A 21,684-nucleotide genomic window follows, 5' to 3' on the forward strand; every position below is an offset into this window, starting at 1 on the left:
GTTTGGTTTGGTCTTATTGGTGGATGCGAATAAGACAAAATAATTGGCCTCATAGAAATATGGGGCTTTCTCGTTTTTATAGGCAATAGCCCGCTATGCAACATTGATATATCTGTGCTGATTAATGTTATCTATAGGGAAACCTGATGAGCTTTTTTTCAAAAAAAAACTAAAATTTTTTATCTAATTATTAAAAATAGACTTAAATAGGTGAGGCATAATGAATTTGAGGCAAGCCATTTCCTGATTTACATAGAACATTTATTCAAAAAAATTAGCGCCTGTAAAAGTAATCATACTGTAATTGGATTTATACGATAACGTGTTTCTAATTATCAAAATAATATTCTTGATTTTGTGATAAAATATTTAATATTGAATTGATAAATCGATTTATCAACAACCGAATATGATGATGAGCTTAGGTGTATTTATGTCCTATGGGATAATGTATGTCTGTGTAGTTTATTTGTGTGTAGTTTTTAACCCGTTTAAAAATGCGATCTCCCAGCACACAATTGCTTTTAACTCGAAGCCCTTCTGATTAAAAATGATTATTTGCCTTCAATTGTTTTTTATTGAACAATTGATAAAACGTTTTAGCTGTTAGCGGCTGAATTATATATTATTAACTAACCATTTCTAAACCTAAAACCGATGAAAATCAATCTATTAAAGATTTCAGGGCTTTCTGTGCTTTTTTTGCTCAACAGCCCTGCTTTTTCGATGAATCTGGTTGCTGAAAAATCCGAGGGGTTTTCCGAGCTAAATATGCCTTTAGCGCATATTCAAAACCGAAAAGTAATTACAGGAACCGTATTAGACGAAAAAAACATGCCAATTCCAGGCGTTGGCATCAAAAACATTTCTTCAGGTAAAACTGCTGTAACTGATGAAACTGGTAAGTTCAGTATCGAGGCGAACCCGAATGATGTGATCCGCTTTTCGTATGTGGGCTATCAAAATAAAGATATTACAGTAGGCAACGAAGTTAACGTAAGCGTTAAAATGATACCTGCCGAAGCCAATAAGTTAGACGAAGTAGTGGTAATTGGTTATGGATCAGTGAAAAAGACAGATCTTACCGGCTCCGTTGGTGTGGTAAAAGCCAGCGAACTTCAGGAACGTCCGTCTTCATCGCTAAATCAGGCATTAGCTGGCCGTATCTCTGGTGTACAGGTAAATACCAACTCGGGTAGGCCTGGTGGGCAGACAAACATCAAAATCAGGGGTTTTAGTTCCATCAACACGAGTAACAATCCACTTTATGTGGTAGATGGGGTGGCTTTGCCAGTAGGATCTCAAACACAGAACAGTAACGCTATCGATTACATTAATCCAAGCGATATCGCTTCGGTAGAAGTATTAAAGGATGCATCTTCTACAGCCATATATGGTGCAAGAGGTGCAAATGGTGTAATTTTAATCACTACTAAAAAAGGAACAGCAAATGCTCAACGCATCACTTATGACGCAGATTTTGGTGTAAATACGCTGGCCGCCCATCATGTTAAGATGCTTGATGCTTTTGAGTATGTTAAAGTGCAGGATCTGGCTTACGATAACATCAAGGTGTACGATCCGGTAGGTTGGGCCGCAGGTAACTATGCATCAACCCCTGTTCCTAAAGCAGCAAGGATCGCTTTACCTCAATTTTTCGATAGCAATGGAAACCCATTATATAACACCGATTGGTTGAAAGAATCTACACAGAACAAACTTTCGCAAAATCACCAGCTGGGTTTTACAGGTGGAAACGAAAATAGCACTTATGGTGTTTTTGCGGGTTATCGCGACGACGAGGGTCTTTTGCTAAACTCTTATCTAAAACGTTATTCGGGCAGATTTAATTTCGACAGCAAAATTAAACCATGGTTAAAGGTAGGCGGTAATTTGAGTTATAATAACCAGAACGAAAACATTGTTGATCAGGGAACAGGCGGCTTAAATTCAGTCCGTATGATTACCGAAGCATTCCCTTTTCTGCCCATTAAACTGGCAGATGGCAAGTGGGGCGACAATAAACTGATTCCATGGGCAGAAGGAGGCTCCAATCCGGTGCATATCTTAACTGATCAAAAATATGGAATGGTTACCCAAACGGCTTTAGGAAGTATTTATTCTACCATTAGCTTTAGTAAAGATTTAGAATTCCGCACCCAGTTAGGGGCCAATATTGTGAGCCGCAACATTAACGAGTACAACGCCAAACAATTGTACGGTATTTCTGACGGGCAGAATGGAACAGCCAATGTAACCAATGATAGGGAAACCTTTTGGTCATTAGAAAACTATTTAACCTATAACAAACGTTTTGCAGAATCGCATGCCATTAATGCTTTATTGGGTATCTCTTGGCAGGCCACCAATTTCTTTAGCAATACCAGCCATGCCGAGAATTTTGTAACCGATTTTTACGGAAACAATAATATGGGCTCCGGAAGTAAATCGATTACGGTGGGCTCTAGTCGCAACAGATCAGCTTTTAACTCTTATTTTGGAAGGTTAAACTATGCCTTTAAAGATAAATACCTGGTTACTTTTACAGGTAGGGTAGACGGATCATCCAAATTCGGTGAGAACCATAAATTTGCATTTTTCCCTTCGGCAGCACTGGCCTGGAAAGCCTCAGATGAAGATTTCCTTAAAGGCAACAAAACCATCTCTAACTTAAAACTAAGAACCAGTTATGGTTTAAGTGGTAATTCAGAACTTCCTGCCTATCAGTCGTTAGCTACATTGGTTAATAACTCAGCTATTATCAATGATAGTAAGGTAACCGGTATTGGTATCGGCCGTTTGGCCAATCCAGATCTGGTTTGGGAAAAAACAGCACAGGTTGATGCGGGTTTAGAATTGGGTTTATTTAACAACCGAATTAATTTAGAGGCCGACCTTTATTATCGAAAAACAACCGATATGTTACTGGATGCCCCGGTGCCACGTACCACAGGATATGCGGTGATCAGAAAAAATATAGGGTCTATGCAGAACAAAGGTTTAGATTTAGGCATCAATACGGTGAACGTACAAACCGACGATTTTACTTGGAAAACCAGCTTTAATATCTCTCTTAACCGAAATAAGGTGCTTTCTTTGGCAACGCCTGATGATATTTTTGGTGTGGGTAATCCAAATTTCACCAATCAAACAGGTATTATCAGAGTTGGTGAGCCTGTAGGGTCATTCTGGGGCCTGGTGCGTTTAGGTACCTGGAGCGAGGCCGAAAGAGCAGAAGCAGCTAAATATGTAAGTTATCGCGGTGGTAAAACTTTGCTTCCGGGCGATATCAAATATTTAGATGTAAACGGCGACCACGCCATTACAGATGCCGACCGCCAGATTATTGGTAACGGAACACCGAAAGGTTGGGGATCGTTTGGTAACTCATTCCGATATAAAAACTTAGAGCTGATTGTAGAACTTCAATATTCTTATGGTAACGATGTATTGAATATGACCCATCACTCGGGAGAAGACAGACAGGTACAGGCCAATAGTTTCGCCAGTGTATTAAATGCCTGGACTCCCCAGAACCAAAATACGCCGATTGCTGCAATCAGGGATCAGTCTGCCGGTTATGTAACCAACGTAGATACCCACTGGTTAGAAGACGGTTCTTTCATCCGTGGAAAAAACCTTTTACTGGGCTATACTTTTGATAAAACACTTGTCGAAAAATTGCGCTTGAGCAAACTCCGTGTTTATGCATCTGTTCAGAATTTCTTCCTGGCCACCAAGTATACCGGTAACGACCCTGAGGTAACTACTTATGGAAATGCATTTGCACAGGGGCAAACATTTTTCGATTATCCAAAGCCTACTACTTTCATGGTGGGTTTAAACATTGGATTATAAACATTAACTAAAGAAAGGATATCAAAATGAAAATAAACATAAAAAATATCGCTGCTTTGTTGTTGCTAAGCGGTGCTATAATCGGGAATTCGGGATGTAAGAAGTTTTTAGATGAAACAGATCCCACCAATCTTTCACCCAATAGTTTTTATACTTTACCAGAGCATGCAGAAGCAGGTATTGCTGCTGTTTATGCAGAGATCAGGTTTATTGGAAACGGTGCTGGTATTTATTCCAACAACTGGCAGATGTTTGATGCCCCAACTGGGATACAATCTACCGAAACAGCACAAAATTCCGATCTGAACAATTTGTATGCACTAATTTATGATGGAACAAACCTTCATGTTAACCAAACCTGGAACGGATTTTATAAAGTAATTGCGCAAACCAACCTGGTATTGGATAAAGTTCCAGGCATTAACCCGATGGACAATGCACAGAAAAAAAGAATTTTAGGAGAGGCTGCTTTCATTAGGGCCTGGGCCTATTTTTACCTGGTACGTTTGTGGGGCGATGTACCTTTGATTACAAAACCGATTACCAGCCCAAATGATCCCAATTTTTCTCCTTCCCGTACACCACAAGAACAGGTTTACAAACAGATTGTTGACGATCTGGTTGCTGCAGAAGCAGCGGGTTTGCCTTTTATGGATGCAAGCGGACGTATTTCTACAGCGGCAATTAAAACTGAACTGGCAAAAGTATATTTAACCATGGCCGGACAACCCCTTAACAAAGGAGCAGCTTATTATAAACTAGCTGCAGATAAGGCCAAAGAGGTAATCGATTATTCAACCGGGAATCCTGCATCGCTTGGCTTATTTTCAAGTTACGGCGCCCTGCACGATGCAAAGAACGATAATAAAATGGAGCATTTATTCGGAATCCAGTACAATGATGCTGCCGGATCTGGTAACCCTTTGCAGTCATCGTACCTGCCATTGCACCAGCCTTTGGTTTCTAAAATTGATGGAATTGGAACTTCTATCCCAACTGCAAGTTTTTATGGTTCTTACGAAGCAGGAGATTTAAGAGCTAAAAACAGAGAAGGTTATTTCTTTACAGACTATTATACTGATGGATTTAAAATGCCGTTGATTAACCGTGGCAAGCCTTATGTTTTCAAACACTTCGATGTGGTTGCCAATGGAACGTTAGGGGTAGAAGGTACCAGCAGGAGTGATCTGAATATCCCACAGATCCGTTATGTAGAAACCTTATTAATTTATGCCGAAGCACAGAACAGGGCCGATGGAAGCCCGAATATTGCTGCCTATGCTGCGGTAAATGCAGTGCGAAAAAGGGCTCAATTGGCTGATCTTGCAGGCCTAAGCCAAACACAGTTTGAAGAAGCCGTATGGAGGGAACGCTGGCATGAGCTGTGTTACGAGGGCATTATCTGGTTCGATATGGTGAGGTTGCGTAAAGTGTACAACGAAAGTACCAATGGTTTTGATAATTTTGTTGGCCATATTAATAAAAGTGTAAACCAGCCTTTGCAAACCAAACATTTATTGTTCCCCATTCCTACTTCAGAAATCAAAAATAACCCTAATCTGACTCCAAATCCAGGTTATTAACAACAACATTTCTAGTGGTTGGTATCACACCAACCATAAAAAAACGGATGCCCGATATGAGGTATCCGTTTTTTATCATCGTTTCGGCTGAAGCACAACCGAATAGAGATCCTTCGATGTCGCTCGGGAGCATACTAATGCAAAACGACGTGTCGGGCTTGCTAAAATAGGTTTATTGGCAATTTTATAGCCTTTAACTATTGCATAGGCAGATTTTACGGTAACTCGTAAATTGAGTTTAAAAAAATAAAAAGCACAAAATGGCTTTTTTAATTTATTAGGCTTATTTTTGCAGTAAATTATAGAACCATACAGGAGATTAATTAAAGCCTGTGAACCTCGATAATCATTAGAAGAACTCATATTTTATCAATGACAAACGACAAAAAAGAAATATTCGAAAGCGTAGCACAACGTTTAAAAATTGAAGGTTTTAATGTAGTAAACCGCGATGAAACCCGCCCTTGGGGTGGTTTCTTTGTAATAGATGAGTCGCAGGCGCAACAATTTGCCGATACTTATTTTGATGGATTAAATGTTGAAGACCTTAAAATTGGCGGTAAATTAAGCCCGAAAATTTTAATCGTTGCGCCCAATACACGTCTTTCGTGGCAATATCACCACCGCAGAGCTGAAATCTGGCAAGTGGTTACTGGTACCGTTGGTATCAAAACCAGCCAAACTGATGAAGAAGGAGAAGTAAAAAAATACGCGCCGAAAGATCAGATCAAATTGCAACAAGGCGAACGCCACCGTTTAATTGGTTTAGAAGACTGGGGCGTTGTAGCGGAAATATGGCAACATACCGATGCTTCAAACCCATCAGATGAAAGCGATATCGTACGTGTTCAAGACGATTTCGGTAGATAATAAAATAATTGAAAAATGGAATCCTGTTCTATACATTGGAACAGGATTCTTTTTATCTGAACGTTTAAGCCAGAGTAGTTTTTGTACACCTTAAAACTAAACGCTTTCAAAATACGTTTATATATAGCATACACCCCCATACATGATCATCCTCATTTTTTTTCTTTGCCATTGGTTTTTATCCTTGTTTAGCCAAACCTTTTTCCTTCACCGTTACTCTTCACACAAGATGTTTAAAATGGAGCTTTTTTGGGAGCGGTTTTTCTATCTGATATTGCTGATCTCGCAAGGTTCATCATTTTTAAACCCGAGAGCTTATGCCATTTTGCACCGGATGCACCATGCTTATAGCGACACAGAGAAAGATCCGCACTCACCACATTTTTTTAAGGATGTTTTTGGGATGATGATTGCAACAAAGAACATGTACATGAATTATCTGCAATTTAAAATACAGCCAGAACCAGCTTTTCAGGGGAATTACCCCGAATGGCCGATTGTTGATAAGATTGGAAATTCATGGACTTGGAGAATTGCATGCGGGCTGTTTTATATTGGCTTTTATGTTGCTTTTGCCAACCACTGGTGGATGTTTTTATTGTTACCAATTCACTTTTTAATGGGCCCATTACATGGTGCAATTGTAAACTGGTGTGGTCATAAATATGGCTATTCTAACCATGATAATGATGATCATAGCAAAAACTCATTGCCTTGGGATTTCTTGTTGATGGGCGAGCTTTTTCAGAACAACCACCATAAAAAACCAAACAGTCCTAACTTTGCTACCAAATGGTGGGAATTTGATCCAACTTACCTGGTAATGAAGGTATTGCACTGGATGCGTATTATCAAAATCAGAAAGGTTTAGCCATTTCTAATTCGTAATTCAATTCCATTCCATTCCATGGTCTGTGTCCCCACAGACCATTACTTATAATTCCCTTTCTTGCTCTGCTGTTTGTTAACCAAACCTGACAGCAGTGAAAATCCTTTTTGTTTGCAATAAAATAATATAAACTGTCAAGCTGAGGAACGAAGCATCTGCAGCCTATATAACAGATACCTGCGTTTCAGCACCACAGCACCACAAAAAGATTGGAGCGAATGGCAGGACCATCGTAACCGAAACGAACAGAACCTTGCTTTCCAAAAACTCATCAATATTTAGCTAATGGTGCATAAAAAATACCTTTGCACTTTATAACCCTAAGCGACAGGTTTTTACAATCAAATCTCTTTTGCTTATCTTAACGTATATATTCCTACTGTTTAAAATAAAATCTCCTGATGATCAATCTCCTCAAAATTATTTTCTCTGCACTGTTGATTTTTATGTGTTATAAAGTAATTAGCACTTCATTAGAAAGTAACCTTTTCGAACAATGGGATTTTCTGGGCAGCATACCTTGGATGCGTGCTACATTGTGGGATTTTTACGCTAACATCTTCATTATCACCCTGTGGATGTTTTATAAAGAAAAAAACATTATTCTTAAAATCTCTATTGCTGTCTTGTTCGTATGTTTAGGTAGCATTGCAACCCTAGCTTATGTTTTAGTACATTTATTCAAACTAAAAAATAGCGAAGGTGTTAAAGAATTACTTTTAAGGCGTGAGGATAGAGTTTAAGGTGATAAGGGGCTTAAGAGAAGTTTATTTATAGCAAAGCTGATTTTGGCTTTTGGGCCTTAAACCTTTTACCTTAAACCTTATGCCGCTCCAAACAGGACATCTACTATTCATCGGACTCATTTCGCTAATGGCATGCTGTTTTATTATGGCCATGGTTTGGCTTTGGGCAAAGAAAATTAAAAACGCAGGTGTGGTTGATGTTTTCTGGGCACTTAATTTCCCTGTGATTACAATCATCACATTTTTTTTGTCTGATGGTTATGAACCACGTAAAATTTTAATTTGCGGTATGTTTTTATTGGCGGAGTTACGCTTGGGGATTCACCTATGGCAACGTGTTATCGGCCATTTAGATGAAGAGGAGGGTAGATATGAGCAATTGCGTAAAGAATGGGGCAACAAAGCCGACCGCAATTTTTTTGTGTTTTTTCAATTTCAGGCCATATCCAATGTAATTCTGGCCATTCCGTTTTTTATTATCACTGCAAATCAATCGCAGGGCATTTCTATTTTGGAGTTTGCAGGTGCACTGGTTTGGGTAATTGCTTTTTTTGGAGAAATGATTGCGGACAGACAGCTTGCAGCCTTTAAAAAAGACCGCAATAACAAGGGGAAAGTATGCGATACTGGTTTATGGTATTACAGCCGTCACCCTAACTATTTTTTTGAGTGGCTAACCTGGATGGGCTATTTCATTTTTGCGCTGGCATCGCCATGGGGCATTTTGGCCATGATCAGTCCGGTGGTTATTCTGTACTTATTAACTAGGGTTACTGGTGTGCCAAACAACGAAGAGCAAAACCTGCGGAGCAAACCTATAACTTATAAAAGATACCAGGAAACAACGAGTGCGTTTTTTCCGTGGTGGAAAAAGAGTTAAAATGGAAAATGTAATACGGATGACGGGCCACGCAACCTACAAATCCATCAACCGTTTCACATCGTACATTAACCTAAACTTTACATAATATATTTCTATTACACGTAAAACTTCAACCTTACAACCTTTAACCTTCCAACCTCAAAATGTGGTACGATAAACTTTTAGAAAACGACAAACTCCCAGATACCGCTTTGCGGATCGGCATTAGAAAATTATGTAAACAGCGCTTAGATGATGAAACGCTGGGTGATGAAGAATTACAGCAGGAAAAATTTATGGACCTGGTTGCAGAGCTGAAGCAATCTCCAATTGCGGTCAATACAGCTGATGCCAATGAGCAGCATTACGAACTGCCAACCGAATTTTTTCAGTACTGTTTGGGCAAAAATTTAAAATACAGTAGTGGTTATTGGAAACCCGGAGTTAAAGATATCAATACATCGGAAGAAGATATGTTGGCTTTAACCTGTAAAAGGGCCGATTTACAAAATGGACAGAATGTTTTAGAACTGGGTTGTGGCTGGGGATCGCTTTCATTGTATATGTCGGCCAAATTTCCAGAAAGCACATTTACTGTTGTATCTAACTCTGCTACCCAAAAAATCTTTATCGATGAAACCGCCAAGCAGCGGGGAATCCAGAACCTGACGGTTTTAACAGCCGATATGAATACGTTTACTATTGCCGATACGTTTGATCGCGTGGTTTCAGTAGAGATGTTCGAACATATGCGAAACTATAAATTTCTGTTAAACAAGGTTGCTTCCTTTATGAAGCCAGATGGAAAGCTGTTCGTACATATATTTACGCACAAAACCCTGGCATACAAGTTTGAAGTGATTGATGAAACAGATTGGATGAGCAAATACTTTTTTACCGGTGGGATTATGCCATCTAACCACTTGTTTTTTTACTTTAACGATGACCTCAAAATCGATAAACATTGGGTGGTAAATGGAACCAATTACGGAAAAACGTCTGAAGCCTGGCTTAGCAATATGGATAAGCATAAAAAAGAAATCATGCCTATTTTAGAAACTACCTACGGAAAAGATCAGGCGGTGAAATGGTGGGTGTATTGGAGATTATTTTACATGTCGTGCGCCGAACTGTTCAATTACAATAAAGGGAACGAATGGATGGTATGCCATTACTTATTTGAAAAGGTTTAACCCGTTACGTCACCCTGAACTTGATTCAGGGTCTTTTTAACAAGATGCTGACTGCGCAGCAGCTACAAGACAATTGAAAATACCATTTCTACTTGTAAGATAAATCCGATAGCTAGCGGATCAGCATAACGATTAATCAAATCCATCACAATGAAAACACTCGCCATTATCGGCTCGGGAATAGCAGGCATGGGTTGTGCCCATAAACTGCAACATCAATATGACATAACGCTTTTCGAAGAAGCTGATTATATAGGCGGTCATACCAATACCATTACGCTCGAAGAGGATGGCAAAACCATTTATTTGGATAGTGGTTTTATGGTTTTTAACTATCAAACTTATCCAAACCTGACAGAAATGTTTGCGGAGATAGATGCGCCGGTAATTAAAACAGATATGTCTTTCAGTGTTCAGTTTTTGCCCAAAAAGTTAGAATATAGTGGGTCGAGCTTGAACCATCTTTTCGCACAGCGGAAAAACCTGTTTAATATTCCCTATTTAAAAATGTTGATGCAGATAAACCGTTTTAACAAACAAAGTGTCGAAATTTTAGATAAGCCAGAATATCAGGATTATTCAATCGGCAAATTCTTTAAAGCGTTTGGCTACAGTGACGATATGCTTTGGCAATACCTCATCCCAATGAGTGCTGCGGTTTGGAGCGCGCCGATGGAACAGATTCTGGATTTCCCCGCGGTTACCTTGATCCGTTTTTTTAAAAATCACGGTTTTTTAGGATTGGATACCCAGCATCAATGGTATACACTGCAAAACGGAAGTCAGGCTTACCGTGAAAAGCTGATAGCACCTTTTCGGAACAGGATTAAGATCAACAATAAAATTGTTTCCGTAAAACGATTAGAGAACGGTAAAGTTGAAGTGAAAAATCAAATGGGTGAGAAATATGAATTCGATAAAGTGATCATGGCCAGTCATGCCGACCAGACTTTCGAAATCGTAAAAGACAAAACAGTACTGGAAACCGAACTGCTTTCTAAATTTAAATACCAGCTAAATAAAGCTGTTGTACATACCGATGAAAAGCAGATGCCAGAAACCAAGCTGGCCTGGAGCAGTTGGAATTACCGGGTTGAAAAACAGGGCGATAAATTATTGCCCAGCACCATTTATTGGATGAATAGCTTGCAGGGCGTTTCTAAAAAGCAAAATTACTTTGTTTCCATTAACCCTACCGAAACATTAAATCCTGAAAAAGTTATTAAAGAAATAGATTACCATCACCCTTTGTTTGATGTTCCTGCCATGCAGGCACAGGAGCAATTGCACAGGTTAAACGAAACCGGGCCTATATACTATTGCGGAAGTTATTTCAAATATGGTTTTCATGAAGATGCTTACAAGAGCGCGGTGGATTTGTGCTCCATGATGGAAAATGGAAGAGGTAGGATGGATGATGTGTCTTATATAATATAGAAGAGGTAAAATGAATGATTTGAAATATCTCATAACTATTTGCTTCATTTTTACATCTTCCACTTTTTTATTAGCTTTAGGTAAATCATGCTTAGAAATTTTACTATTTTAAACTTTTTAAGATGAATGAAAAAACAACCCACTTATTAGAAAAAACATTTCGTTTCGGCGTTGATGTTTTAAAATTTTTAGGCACGCTACCTCACAAGTTTATCTATAAGTTACCGATGTTGCAGCTAAGTAGATGTTCCTGGATTGGTGCAAATTACGAAGAAGCACAAGTAAAGAGACTTTAGTCACAAAATAGGAATTTCGTATAGAGAAGCTAGAGAAAACGGATTGGTTGCGCACCCTTAATGAGCGATATCAGGATGAAAATATCAGGCAAATTTCGAGCGACTTAAGCTGAAGCGGTAGAATTAAAAAAATATTTACCTCGATCAAATCTCTTACAGTAAGTAATTAGTACGCAATAAACAAGTAAAAGTCACTCCATCATATTTAGCATTGTACATGAGTATTCCATCATCCATATTCCATCTTACATCGTGCTCCTACACCGCAAAAGTGATGCACCATCGCCTGGCGCCCAAAAAACATTCTTTTTGGTACAGCGTGTATATGTTTTACATCGATCTTGATGAGTTGGATCTGCTTGCAAAGAAACTGCGCTGGTTCGGCTGGAATAAGTTTAACCTCTTTTCTTTTCGCGACGCCGAACACCTTCAGCTGCCGAAAGAAAATCCCGATAAAACTAAAAATACACGTCAGCATTTAGAAGCTTATTTAAAAGAAAATGGCGTTGATGGCAGCAGGCTTAAAATAAAATTGCTTACCAACCTTAATGTATTGGGTTATAATTTTAATCCAGTTTCCTTTTATTATTGTTTTAACGAGGAGGGCAATCCGGTATGTTGTGTGGCCGAAATCAGCAATACCTACCGGGAAATGAAACTTTTCTTCTTCGGGAAAAACGAATGGTGTGGCGATACCTTTAAAAAGGTCAACACCAAATATTTTTATGTTTCGCCATTTATTGATCACGACAATTCTTTCGATTTTCAGTTAAAAGTACCGACTGATAAACTTGATATTAAAATTGATGATATTGATAAGGATGGTAACCGATTTTTTATCAGCACATTAAAGGGAGAAAAAAAGCCATTGAGCAATGCTGCTTTGTTGCGATATTTTTTTTCTATGCCCTTAATTCCGTTACAGATAATGGGCATGATTCACTGGCAGGCCTTTAAACTTTGGATAAAAAAAATACCTTTTCACCCAAAGGCCGAAAACCCTGAGCTGCAACGCAACGTATATAAGCCTTATAAACCACAAATAAAGTAGATCAAAATTATGAATACGCTTACCGCTGACAGAACATCAAGGGGTTTTTTCGAAAGAGTGGTGCTGAATGCACTTTCTAGAATGACATTGGGCAAATTGGAACTTTCATTGCCAAATGGCGAAACATTGGTTTTTGGGAACGGTGAACATAATATCGAAGCACATATACAGGTTAACCATCCCGATTTCTTTAAATCAATTGCACTTTACGGCGATATCGGTTTTGGTGAAGGCTACACTGCGGGTGTGTGGGATACCACGAATATTACCAACGTAATTAAATGGGTAATCCTGAATATTGAAAATGCACCATCGGTTACCGGGAGCAAGGTAAATTCCATTGCGCTGAATATTTTTAAATGGGTGAACAAAATCTACCATGTGCGCAGGGCAAATACTTTGGCCGGATCGCAAAAAAACATTTCGGAACACTATGATTTAAACAATGATTTCTTCGCGACTTTTCTGGATAAAACCATGACTTATTCGAGCGGTTATTTCAACCTTGAGGATTTAAGTTTAGAAGATGCTCAATACGCCAAATACGATCGCTTGGCGAGACAGTTAAAAATTAAGGCTACAGACCATGTGCTGGAGATTGGAAGTGGTTGGGGTGGTAATGCCATTTTCTTGGCCAAAAATTATGGCTGTAAAGTTACTTCAGTTACCATTTCTAAAGAACAGCAGAAATTGGCGATGGAGCGCGTGTATGAAGAAGGACTGGAGGATAAAGTTTCAATAATTATTCAGGATTACCGCAAAATTGAAGGTGTTTTTGATAAAATCGTATCTATCGAAATGCTCGAGGCCGTAGGGCACCAATATTTGGAAACCTATTTCGAAAAATGCCAGCAATTATTAAAACCTGATGGTATTTTTGCTTTTCAGGTAATTACTTCTCCCGATTGTAGGTATGATAAATTGAGAAACGGTGTAGATTGGATTCAAAAGCACATTTTTCCAGGCTCACTTTTACCTTCAGTAGCAGCCATAAACAAAGCAGTAAACGAAACTGGGGATTTAACTATGGTTGATTTAAAAGATATGGGTTTGGATTATGCCCGTACACTGCATTTATGGTTTATTGAATTCAATAAAAACCTCAATAAAGTAAAAGCTCTGGGCTTTGATGAAACCTTTATCCGCAAGTGGAATTATTACCTAAACTATTGCGAAGCCGCTTTTGTCATGCGGAATATTAATGTAATGCAAATGGTTTATTCCCGACCGAACAATACTTCGAGGTAAATAGGATGTGAGATGGAGGATGTTGAAATCCCATCTTACATTTTTCCATTTTTACCGATGAAAGCGTAGTGTTTGCCGACTAATTAGAAGAGTTGGTGTAAAAAGTATAGCGTATTATTGTAACAAAATGCAATTTGCGTAGACTAATTACAAAAGACTAACTCTTAACATGAAAAAACTTTTATTATTAACTTTAATTCTTGGAATATTTTTTACCGCACATGCCCAGTTTCCGAGTGGTGGCTTTGGTGGAGGGCCAAAAAAAACTACTGTTACCGGACGTATTACTGCCACTATACTCGATTCATTAACTAAAAAACCTATTGATTATGCCACTGTATCGTTGATTAACGCAAAAGATAATAAATCTGTAAATGGTGGTGTAACTGACGAAAAAGGAAAATTAACCTTACAAAATGTATCGCCCGATTCATATAAGCTAATGATCGGTTTTATGGGCTACAAAACAAAATCTGTTTTGGTTACCACCACACCGTCAAAACCCGATAATAATATAGGTACAATTTATATTTCATCAACTGAAAATACTTTAGCTGATGTTCAGGTTCAGGGAACAAAGGCAATTATTGAAAACAAGGTAGACCGCATGGTTTATAATGCTGAGGCAGATGGAACCAATGCAGGTGGCGATGCAACTGACGTAATGCGCAAAGTGCCGATGTTATCAGTTGATGCAAATGGCGATGTTCAGCTCCGCGGTGCAGCTGTAAGGGTTTTAATTAATGGTAAGCCTTCAGGTACTATGGCTGCCAGTGTTTCTGATGCACTAAAAATGATTCCTGCAGAGCAGATTAAAAGCGTTGAGGTAATCACCAGCCCATCTGCCAAGTATGATGCCGAAGGTTCAGGTGGTATTATTAATATCATCACCAAAAAATCAAATGCACAAGGGGTGAGTGGTAGCGTTAATGCTTCAGCTGGTACCAGGCAAAATAATGGTGCATTTAATTTAACTGCAAAAACAGGTCGCTTAAGTGTCAATACCAGTCTGGGATCTAATTTTGCCTATGCTCAAGATTCGAGAGTGGTAATTGTGAATAATACGCAGTTAAATGCAGGTGGTGTTAATAATATATCTCAGGACGGAATCTCAAAATGGAGCCGCAACGGACTTAATGGAAGCTTAGGTTTGGATTATGATTTTAACGCTTATAATAACATTAGTACAAATGTTAAAATTAACCGTTTCTCTAACGGCGGCCCAGGTTCAGCTACCTATGTCATAAACAACTTGCCGGCTACTAATATCAGCAACATGGATATGACGCGGAGCAATATGGATTGGAACGTAGATTATAAGAAAACCAGTAAAAAAGAAGGGGAGGAATTCTCCGTTTCCGGACAGCTTTCTACCGGTCGTACGCCTACAAGCTTTAGTAATTTACTTACCTCTGCATTGTATCCAAATGGTAATTTAACGGAAACCAATAATACCGCAAAGAATAATGAATATACCGGTCAAACCGATTATACTTATCCTTTCACTAAATCAACCATTTTGGAAGTTGGGGCTAAAGGAATCTTTCGTAATGTAAAAAGCCAGTACGGAGATTCGAATCAGGATTTTAACTATAACCAGGATGTAGCTGCGGCTTATGGTGTAATCAGTTTCGATCTGACCAAGAAAATAAAATTTAAAGGTGGCGTGAGGGCCGAGTATACCAAGATAGATTTTAACACAGAGGCCAGGGGGATAGAAAAAAACGATTACTTCAATTTATTCCCAAGTTTGATTATTTCTCAAACTTTGAAAAAAGGAGGAACACTGAAGCTAAGTTATAACCGCAGGGTGCAAAGGCCAAGTGAATCATATTTAAACCCGTTCAGAAACACAAGCGATCAATTTAATATTCAAACTGGAAATCCACAATTGAGTCCTGAGTTAAGTCAGAACTTTGAATTCGGTTATTCAACCTTTATTAAAGGTTCTATTATTAATGCTTCTGTTTTTTACCGTCGTACTAATGGTGTGATCGAGAGTTCACTTTCAACCACAAAAGAATTCGATCCGGTAAGGAATACAGAAGTAACCAAGTCATTAACATCCTTTATTAACGTAGGTACTGCGCAGACTTATGGTATCAATATTTTTGGATCGTATAATCCAATGCCAAAATGGACTTTGATGAGTAATTTTTCTGCTAATACATACGAGGTAACAAATACTGCAACTAATGTGAGTACTGGAACTTTTTTAAATTATAGTTTATTTGGCCGCTCTGCATATGGTTTTGGCAAAGGGTATAATTTCGAATTGTTTGGTGTAGCTACTTCAGCACGTAGAACCTACCAAGGTAAAACTGATCCATTTTACTTCTACGGTGCATCTCTTAAAAAAGACATCCTGAAGAAAAAAGGCAGTATCGGTATTAATACCTTAAATCCATTTACCAAAAACCTGCATATTAAAACCGAAAATAATTCAGTTAGCGGGTTAGGTACTGTTTATCAAAGCAGTAACATCTATTATCCGTTGCGTTCTTTTGGGGTTAACTTTAGTTACTCTTTCGGTAAGCTTAAGTTTACGGAGAAGAAAAAGATTAAAAATGATGATGTGAAACAAGATCAGCAGCAAGGTGGTATGGGTGGAGTACAACAACAACAATAAAACTAATATAATTAAGTAATTCAGGCCTCTCGATCAAAATTGGGAGGCTTTTTTGTTTAGGTATCGTTATATCGAGTACTTTAATTGGAGGTCTGTTGTTTTTTTAGTTAGCTAAAGACAACCAGTTTTTAAAATTGCTATTTTTAGGAAAGCAATGCCTTTGCTGCTTCGGTTACAGCAGTCCCGCCTTTTGCTTAATTCCGAGAAAAGAATTTATAAATAAAACCATTCTTAAATCGGGATAACGCTGTCAGTCGGGTTTGTTTTACCACAAATAGTAGTACTATTTAAGCGGCTAAACCTGATCTCAAAGTGGGATGTCAATTTTTCAATTGGCAAGTAGCAGGATTGAAGTGCTGTTATACAACAGCAGTGGAAAAAATTTAAATTCAAATTTTCTTTATCCGCTTTAAAATCATCAGGCTCAACGGATTGAAGGAATATCCGCTAATATTATTCTGTAGCATCACTACAGACTGATCGTAGAACAGCGGAACAACCGGGGCATAATCCATTACCATCTGATCCATTTTTCGGTACAACTCAAAGCGTTTTTCGTTATCGGTTTCATAATAGCTTTTTTCGAACAGCTGATCAAACTCCTTGTTGTAAAAAGCAGTATAATTTGGTCCGTAAGGGACTTTATTTTTGGAGTAAAACATGGAAAGGAAATTCTCTCCATCGCCATAATCGGCCAGCCAGGAACCACGGAAAAAGTTTACATTGTTTTTCGACATTAAATCCCTAAGGCTAGCACTTGGACTTACATCAATTTTAGTTTTAATACCTACAGCAGTAAGCTCACCCTGAATAAATTCGATCAGATCTTTATAAGTTGTGGTTGTATTTAAGGTTACCTCTCCCATACCTTTTCCTTCTGGGAAACCAGCTTCCGCTAAAAGCTTGGCAGCAAGTTTTGGGTTGTAGGCATATCCCCGAACAGCCAAACTATCAAAACCAGGCATACCTTTAGGAATGAAACCAGATGTTGCAGCTACGCCAATACCATTCCTTAAGTATTTAATTAATCGGTCACGGTCTATAGCATAATTAATGGCTTGCCTGATTTTTTTTAAGCGCAATGGCGATTTCTTCACAATCGAAAGATTGGTATCAACCAATATACCTACATACTCCGTACACAGGTATGGGCTTTTGGTTAATGTAAATTTTCCTTTGTATTTTGAGGTCATTTTTCCGCTTTTGGTTAGAATATCATCACGGTAACTACCGTCAACATTATAATAGAAATCCAGATCCTTTTTCAGGAAACTCATAAAGCCACTCTGTTTATCGGTGATGAAGCTGGCTTTTACGGCATCAAGGTAGGGTAGGGCCATCCCTTTGGCATCTTTTTCAAAATAATGCTCGTTTTTTAAAAGCACTAATATTTCACCTTCTTTCCAGTATTTAAATCTAAACGGGCCAGTTCCAATGGGGTGGCTCCTAAAATCCTTACCGTAATGTTCTACTACTTCTTTGGGTACAACAGAACAATATTGGGTAGTGAGCAAACTCATAAACGGCGGAAAAGGACGTACCAGTTTGATCTGGAAAGTAGAATCATTTAATGCGATAAAATTATGCTTATCCTTCACTTTATCACTAAAAATCCACCCGCCTGAGGAGGCTACTTTTGGATCGATTAAACGATAAAAACTATATGCAAAATCGCTTGCAATTACTTTTCTGCCCTTTCCGTTTTTAAAAATCGGATCATCATGAAAATAAACATCATTACGCAGGTTAAAAGTATACGTAAGTGCATCTTTCGAAACCTGCCAGCTTTTGGCAATGCAGGGGATGGTTTTCAAGGATGAATCGATCTGTACCAAACCATTAAAAATCTGGTTGGTCATCCAGATCGCATTCTGATTGCGCGCAAAGGCCGGATCAATAGAGGTTAAACCCTGATCGAGGTTGATATTGAAGACTTTTTTGTCCTGATGATCAGCATTCTCCTTACATGAAAAGAATAAGCTTACACAAAAAAACCAAAATATATACTTAAATGAGCCTCTCATGCGATCAGGAATGTTATTTTTGCACAAATTAATAAATTTAATGCAGATGTCTTTTTTAAACGATTTATTTATTGGCCTCAATGCGGCTAAACAGGAAGAATTACAGGAACGTTTAGATTTAGTAGAGCACAAAATTAAATTTATGGATAAAATGCCTGTGGCTTGCTTAGATACCGGTAATTATCCAGGTTATCATTTATCAGAAGAAATCGCATTGGCAGGCGGCATGTTGGAAACAGATACTTTAAATGCTGTTTTCATCATTTATTATCAGCCAGGTAAAACGCTTACTGATTTGATGCGTGAAGTACCTTCGGTATTGGATGCCGACTGGCCAGCCGTAAAAAACAACCGTATTATTTTATTGAACGACGACGTAGAACGCGAGAGAACTGCCGAAAATGCCGTTTCCCTAATCGAAGATATTGCTGAGATGTTACACCCAGGCTCATTTATTTTTGGGCATGAGGGCGATAAGTGGATTAGGTTTGAAGTTTAAAAGGTTAGGTACGAGATCTGAGATTTGAGACGGATGAAAAAAGTAATCCTGATATGTTCTTTGATTCAGAGACCTTTAAACGTTGCAGAACGCTAAACTTAAACATTGTACTTTGCTATATGGTCACATCTGCCAGTACGCTAAAGGCCGCCCAGACTTTTTTTACCACCTAAGGAATCTAAGAGTATTTAAAGGGGAATATCATATTCGACGCCTGGTCGTTCAACTTTAGACTCCTGATGTCCGACTCGTACCCCGTTCTTTAAACCTCCCTAATCTGATACTCCTCTATCTTCCGGTAAAGTGTGGTCAAACCGATTCCCAATAACCTCGAAGTTTCAGTTTTGTTCCCTTTGGTATGAATAAGTACCTTTTGTATGTGCTGTTTTTCTATTTGTTGCAGGTTATAATCGTTTTCTATTGGTGTAAACTCAAAGAATTCGGGTGGGAGGGCAGTTGCACTTAGCGCATCGCCATCTGCTAAAATAACCAAACGCTCGATTACGTTTTTTAACTCACGGATATTTCCTTTCCAACTGTGACTGCTCAATATGGATAAGATTTTATCATCCATTTTTGGTGTTGATCGATTTACCTTATCGGCAAATTCTTTCAGGTAGTATTTAGCCAGTGCAGGGATGTCGGCTTTACGTTCACGGAGCGGAGGTAAGGTGATGGTAAAAACCGACAGCCGGTAATAGAGATCGGATCGGAATTTTCCGGATGAGGCATCGGCTTTTAAATCTTTATTGGTAGCGGCTAAAATCCGAACGTTTACTTGTTGCGTTTGGGTATCACCTACTTTGATAAATGTCTGGCTTTCGAGCACACGTAATAATTTTGCCTGCAAATCGAGGTTCATCTCACCGATTTCATCCAATAATAATGTGCCACCGTTGGCTTCTTCCAATAATCCTTTTTTGTCTTTATTGGCACCCGTAAAAGCTCCAGCTTTGTATCCAAATAATTCGCTTTCTAATAAATCTGGACTAAAACCGCTGCAATTTAAGGCAACAAAAGGCTTTGCAGCCCTCGGGCTTTCGTAATGGATAGATTGAGCGAAAACTTCCTTTCCGGTTCCTGTTTCGCCCAGTAACAAAACGGTAGTGTCTGTTGCGCTCACTTTTTTAGCTAGATCGATCGCTTCCATCAACGATTTTGATTGACCAATAATGGTTTCGAAGCTATGTTTTTTAGCGATTTTGTTTTCCAGGTCGGAAACCCTGCGCTGCAGATTTGATTTATCCATCGCCTTGTACAAAAGCGGAATAATCTTCTCGTTATCATCGCCTTTTACAAGATAATCGAATGCCCCATTCTTAATAGCCAAAACGCCATCAGAAATGGTACCGTAAGCAGTAAGGTTTATAATTTCTATATAAGATTTTATCGCTTTAATATCTTTAACCAGCGCAACGCCATTTACATCAGGCAATTTTACATCACTGATAACAATACTCACATCATTGTTTCTAATTAATTTAAGGCCTTCTTTCCCAGTACCTGCCTGTAAGGTTTTAAAACCTTCGAGTTCTATAATTCTGGAAAGTAAACTGCTGATTTTCTTTTCATCATCGATGATGAGGACCATCCCATTCATAGGTAAAATTTATGCTGCAATATTAACAATAAATATACCGAATAATTAACGATTGTGATAATTCAGGCCTTCCGGCTTTGGCTTGAAACCCAACCAATCAAACAGGAGATAAAAATAGCTTTTCAATATGGAAAGAAGCCTTTCAAAACGGTACGATTTTGTTTATGCTTACCATGATGTTATCTGTTGTTTTTAAGTTTTTGTGCTGATAATCAGTATTTTATTGTTTTTTTTACTACATGGGTATTGCTTTTGATGACTGGCAGTTATGAAATTTTATTAAAATGAACAATTCAATAATTTTTGTCAGGGTAGCAACCAACGCAGATGCAAAGTATGCAGATGAAATTGTAGCAGAAACACAAAGTTCCGCATTGTTAAGGGGTTCGGGAATTGCGAAAAGAACGCCGACTTCAATTGTCGAGAAAATGAATGCCGGGAAAGCCGTTATCGCAGTAACTGCGGCTGGCGAATGGGTTGGTTTTTCTTATTTCGAAAGCTGGCAGGAGAACACCTTTATTTCCAATTCAGGATTAATTGTTGCGCCTAAATTTAGAAATTCCGGCGTTGCCAAAAGCATTAAAAACCGGATTTTCAGTCTCTCCCGTCGCTTGTACCCCGAAGCCAAAATATTCAGCATTACCTCTGGCGCAGCCATTATGAAAATGAATAGTCAACTGGGGTTCGAGCCCGTAACCTTTGCACAAATTACCCAGGATAATGCCTTTTGGGAAGGTTGCAAAAGCTGTGTTAACTATGCTATCCTCGAAAGTAAAAATAAAAGTAACTGTTTATGCACAGCCATGTTGTTCAGTCCCGAACATATCGATCAAATTATCGCCAGTGCAGAAAATACCCTACAATTGAAACAAAACCTAAACCTTAAAAGCATTTAATAA

Annotated in this window: 16 protein-coding genes; 14 read left to right on the forward strand and 2 right to left on the reverse strand. The window is 38.5% G+C overall.

Features of this window, described 5'->3' with window-relative positions; translation table 11 throughout:
- The first annotated feature begins 657 nt into the window (after positions 1 to 657).
- The 12 genes from FHT21_RS01280 to FHT21_RS01335 all read left to right on the forward strand — a co-directional run bounded on the left by FHT21_RS01280 (position 658) and on the right by FHT21_RS01335 (position 16,662).
- The gene (locus tag FHT21_RS01280; protein WP_208398849.1) at positions 658 to 3,858 is read left to right on the forward strand and encodes a TonB-dependent receptor; all 3,201 of its coding nucleotides are present in this window, start codon (positions 658 to 660) and stop codon (positions 3,856 to 3,858) included.
- A gap of 26 nt (positions 3,859 to 3,884) precedes the next feature.
- Positions 3,885 to 5,441: a RagB/SusD family nutrient uptake outer membrane protein gene (locus FHT21_RS01285; protein ID WP_167292998.1), complete on the forward strand. Its 1,557-nt coding sequence runs from the start codon at positions 3,885 to 3,887 to the stop codon at positions 5,439 to 5,441.
- A gap of 372 nt (positions 5,442 to 5,813) precedes the next feature.
- Positions 5,814 to 6,311 carry a phosphoheptose isomerase gene (locus FHT21_RS01290; protein WP_167292999.1) on the forward strand — a complete coding sequence of 166 codons (498 nt, stop codon included), beginning with the start codon at positions 5,814 to 5,816 and terminating at the stop codon, positions 6,309 to 6,311.
- A 142-nt stretch (positions 6,312 to 6,453) separates the two neighbouring features.
- Positions 6,454 to 7,182, forward strand: a complete 729-nt coding sequence (locus FHT21_RS01295) for an acyl-CoA desaturase (RefSeq protein WP_167293000.1) — start codon at positions 6,454 to 6,456, stop codon at positions 7,180 to 7,182.
- Between the two features lie 419 nt (positions 7,183 to 7,601).
- The gene (locus tag FHT21_RS01300) at positions 7,602 to 7,943 is read left to right on the forward strand and encodes a DUF1475 family protein (protein ID WP_167293001.1); all 342 of its coding nucleotides are present in this window, start codon (positions 7,602 to 7,604) and stop codon (positions 7,941 to 7,943) included.
- An 82-nt stretch (positions 7,944 to 8,025) separates the two neighbouring features.
- On the forward strand, positions 8,026 to 8,826 hold the full coding sequence (locus FHT21_RS01305) for a DUF1295 domain-containing protein (protein ID WP_167293002.1): 801 nt from the start codon (positions 8,026 to 8,028) through the stop codon (positions 8,824 to 8,826).
- 146 nt (positions 8,827 to 8,972) lie between these two features.
- Complete coding sequence (locus FHT21_RS01310; RefSeq protein WP_167293003.1) at positions 8,973 to 10,001, forward strand: class I SAM-dependent methyltransferase; 1,029 nt, start codon at positions 8,973 to 8,975, stop codon at positions 9,999 to 10,001.
- A gap of 150 nt (positions 10,002 to 10,151) precedes the next feature.
- Positions 10,152 to 11,438, forward strand: coding sequence for an FAD-dependent oxidoreductase (locus FHT21_RS01315; RefSeq protein ID WP_167293004.1), 1,287 nt, complete (start codon positions 10,152 to 10,154; stop codon positions 11,436 to 11,438).
- A gap of 122 nt (positions 11,439 to 11,560) precedes the next feature.
- Complete coding sequence (locus FHT21_RS01320) at positions 11,561 to 11,734, forward strand: hypothetical protein (RefSeq protein WP_167293005.1); 174 nt, start codon at positions 11,561 to 11,563, stop codon at positions 11,732 to 11,734.
- 217 nt (positions 11,735 to 11,951) lie between these two features.
- Positions 11,952 to 12,785, forward strand: coding sequence for a DUF1365 domain-containing protein (locus FHT21_RS01325; protein WP_167293006.1), 834 nt, complete (start codon positions 11,952 to 11,954; stop codon positions 12,783 to 12,785).
- Between the two features lie 9 nt (positions 12,786 to 12,794).
- Entirely contained in the window at positions 12,795 to 14,033 is a 1,239-nt protein-coding gene (locus FHT21_RS01330; protein WP_167293007.1) for a cyclopropane-fatty-acyl-phospholipid synthase family protein, read from the forward strand.
- Positions 14,034 to 14,202: 169 nt separating this feature from the next.
- Entirely contained in the window at positions 14,203 to 16,662 is a 2,460-nt protein-coding gene (locus FHT21_RS01335; protein WP_167293008.1) for an outer membrane beta-barrel family protein, read from the forward strand.
- A gap of 389 nt (positions 16,663 to 17,051) precedes the next feature.
- Here FHT21_RS01335 and FHT21_RS01340 read toward each other — a convergent pair whose 3' ends face one another.
- A complete protein-coding gene (locus FHT21_RS01340; protein WP_167293009.1) occupies positions 17,052 to 18,686 on the reverse strand; it encodes an ABC transporter substrate-binding protein in 1,635 nt (544 codons plus the stop codon).
- A 46-nt stretch (positions 18,687 to 18,732) separates the two neighbouring features.
- On the opposite strand from FHT21_RS01340, the gene FHT21_RS01345 reads away from it, so the two are divergent.
- Complete coding sequence (locus tag FHT21_RS01345; RefSeq protein WP_167293010.1) at positions 18,733 to 19,185, forward strand: hypothetical protein; 453 nt, start codon at positions 18,733 to 18,735, stop codon at positions 19,183 to 19,185.
- A gap of 262 nt (positions 19,186 to 19,447) precedes the next feature.
- Here FHT21_RS01345 and FHT21_RS01350 read toward each other — a convergent pair whose 3' ends face one another.
- Positions 19,448 to 20,785, reverse strand: a complete 1,338-nt coding sequence (locus tag FHT21_RS01350; RefSeq protein WP_167293011.1) for a sigma-54 dependent transcriptional regulator — start codon at positions 20,783 to 20,785, stop codon at positions 19,448 to 19,450.
- Positions 20,786 to 21,069: 284 nt separating this feature from the next.
- Here FHT21_RS01350 and FHT21_RS01355 point away from each other — a divergent pair, with 284 nt between their 5' ends.
- Positions 21,070 to 21,681: an N-acetyltransferase gene (locus tag FHT21_RS01355; protein WP_190327713.1), complete on the forward strand. Its 612-nt coding sequence runs from the start codon at positions 21,070 to 21,072 to the stop codon at positions 21,679 to 21,681.
- The last annotated feature ends 3 nt before the right edge of the window (positions 21,682 to 21,684 follow it).

Origin of the sequence: Pedobacter sp. SG908 (genome assembly GCF_011759615.1) — a bacterium.
Classification (GTDB): Bacteria; Bacteroidota; Bacteroidia; order Sphingobacteriales; family Sphingobacteriaceae; genus Pedobacter; species Pedobacter riviphilus.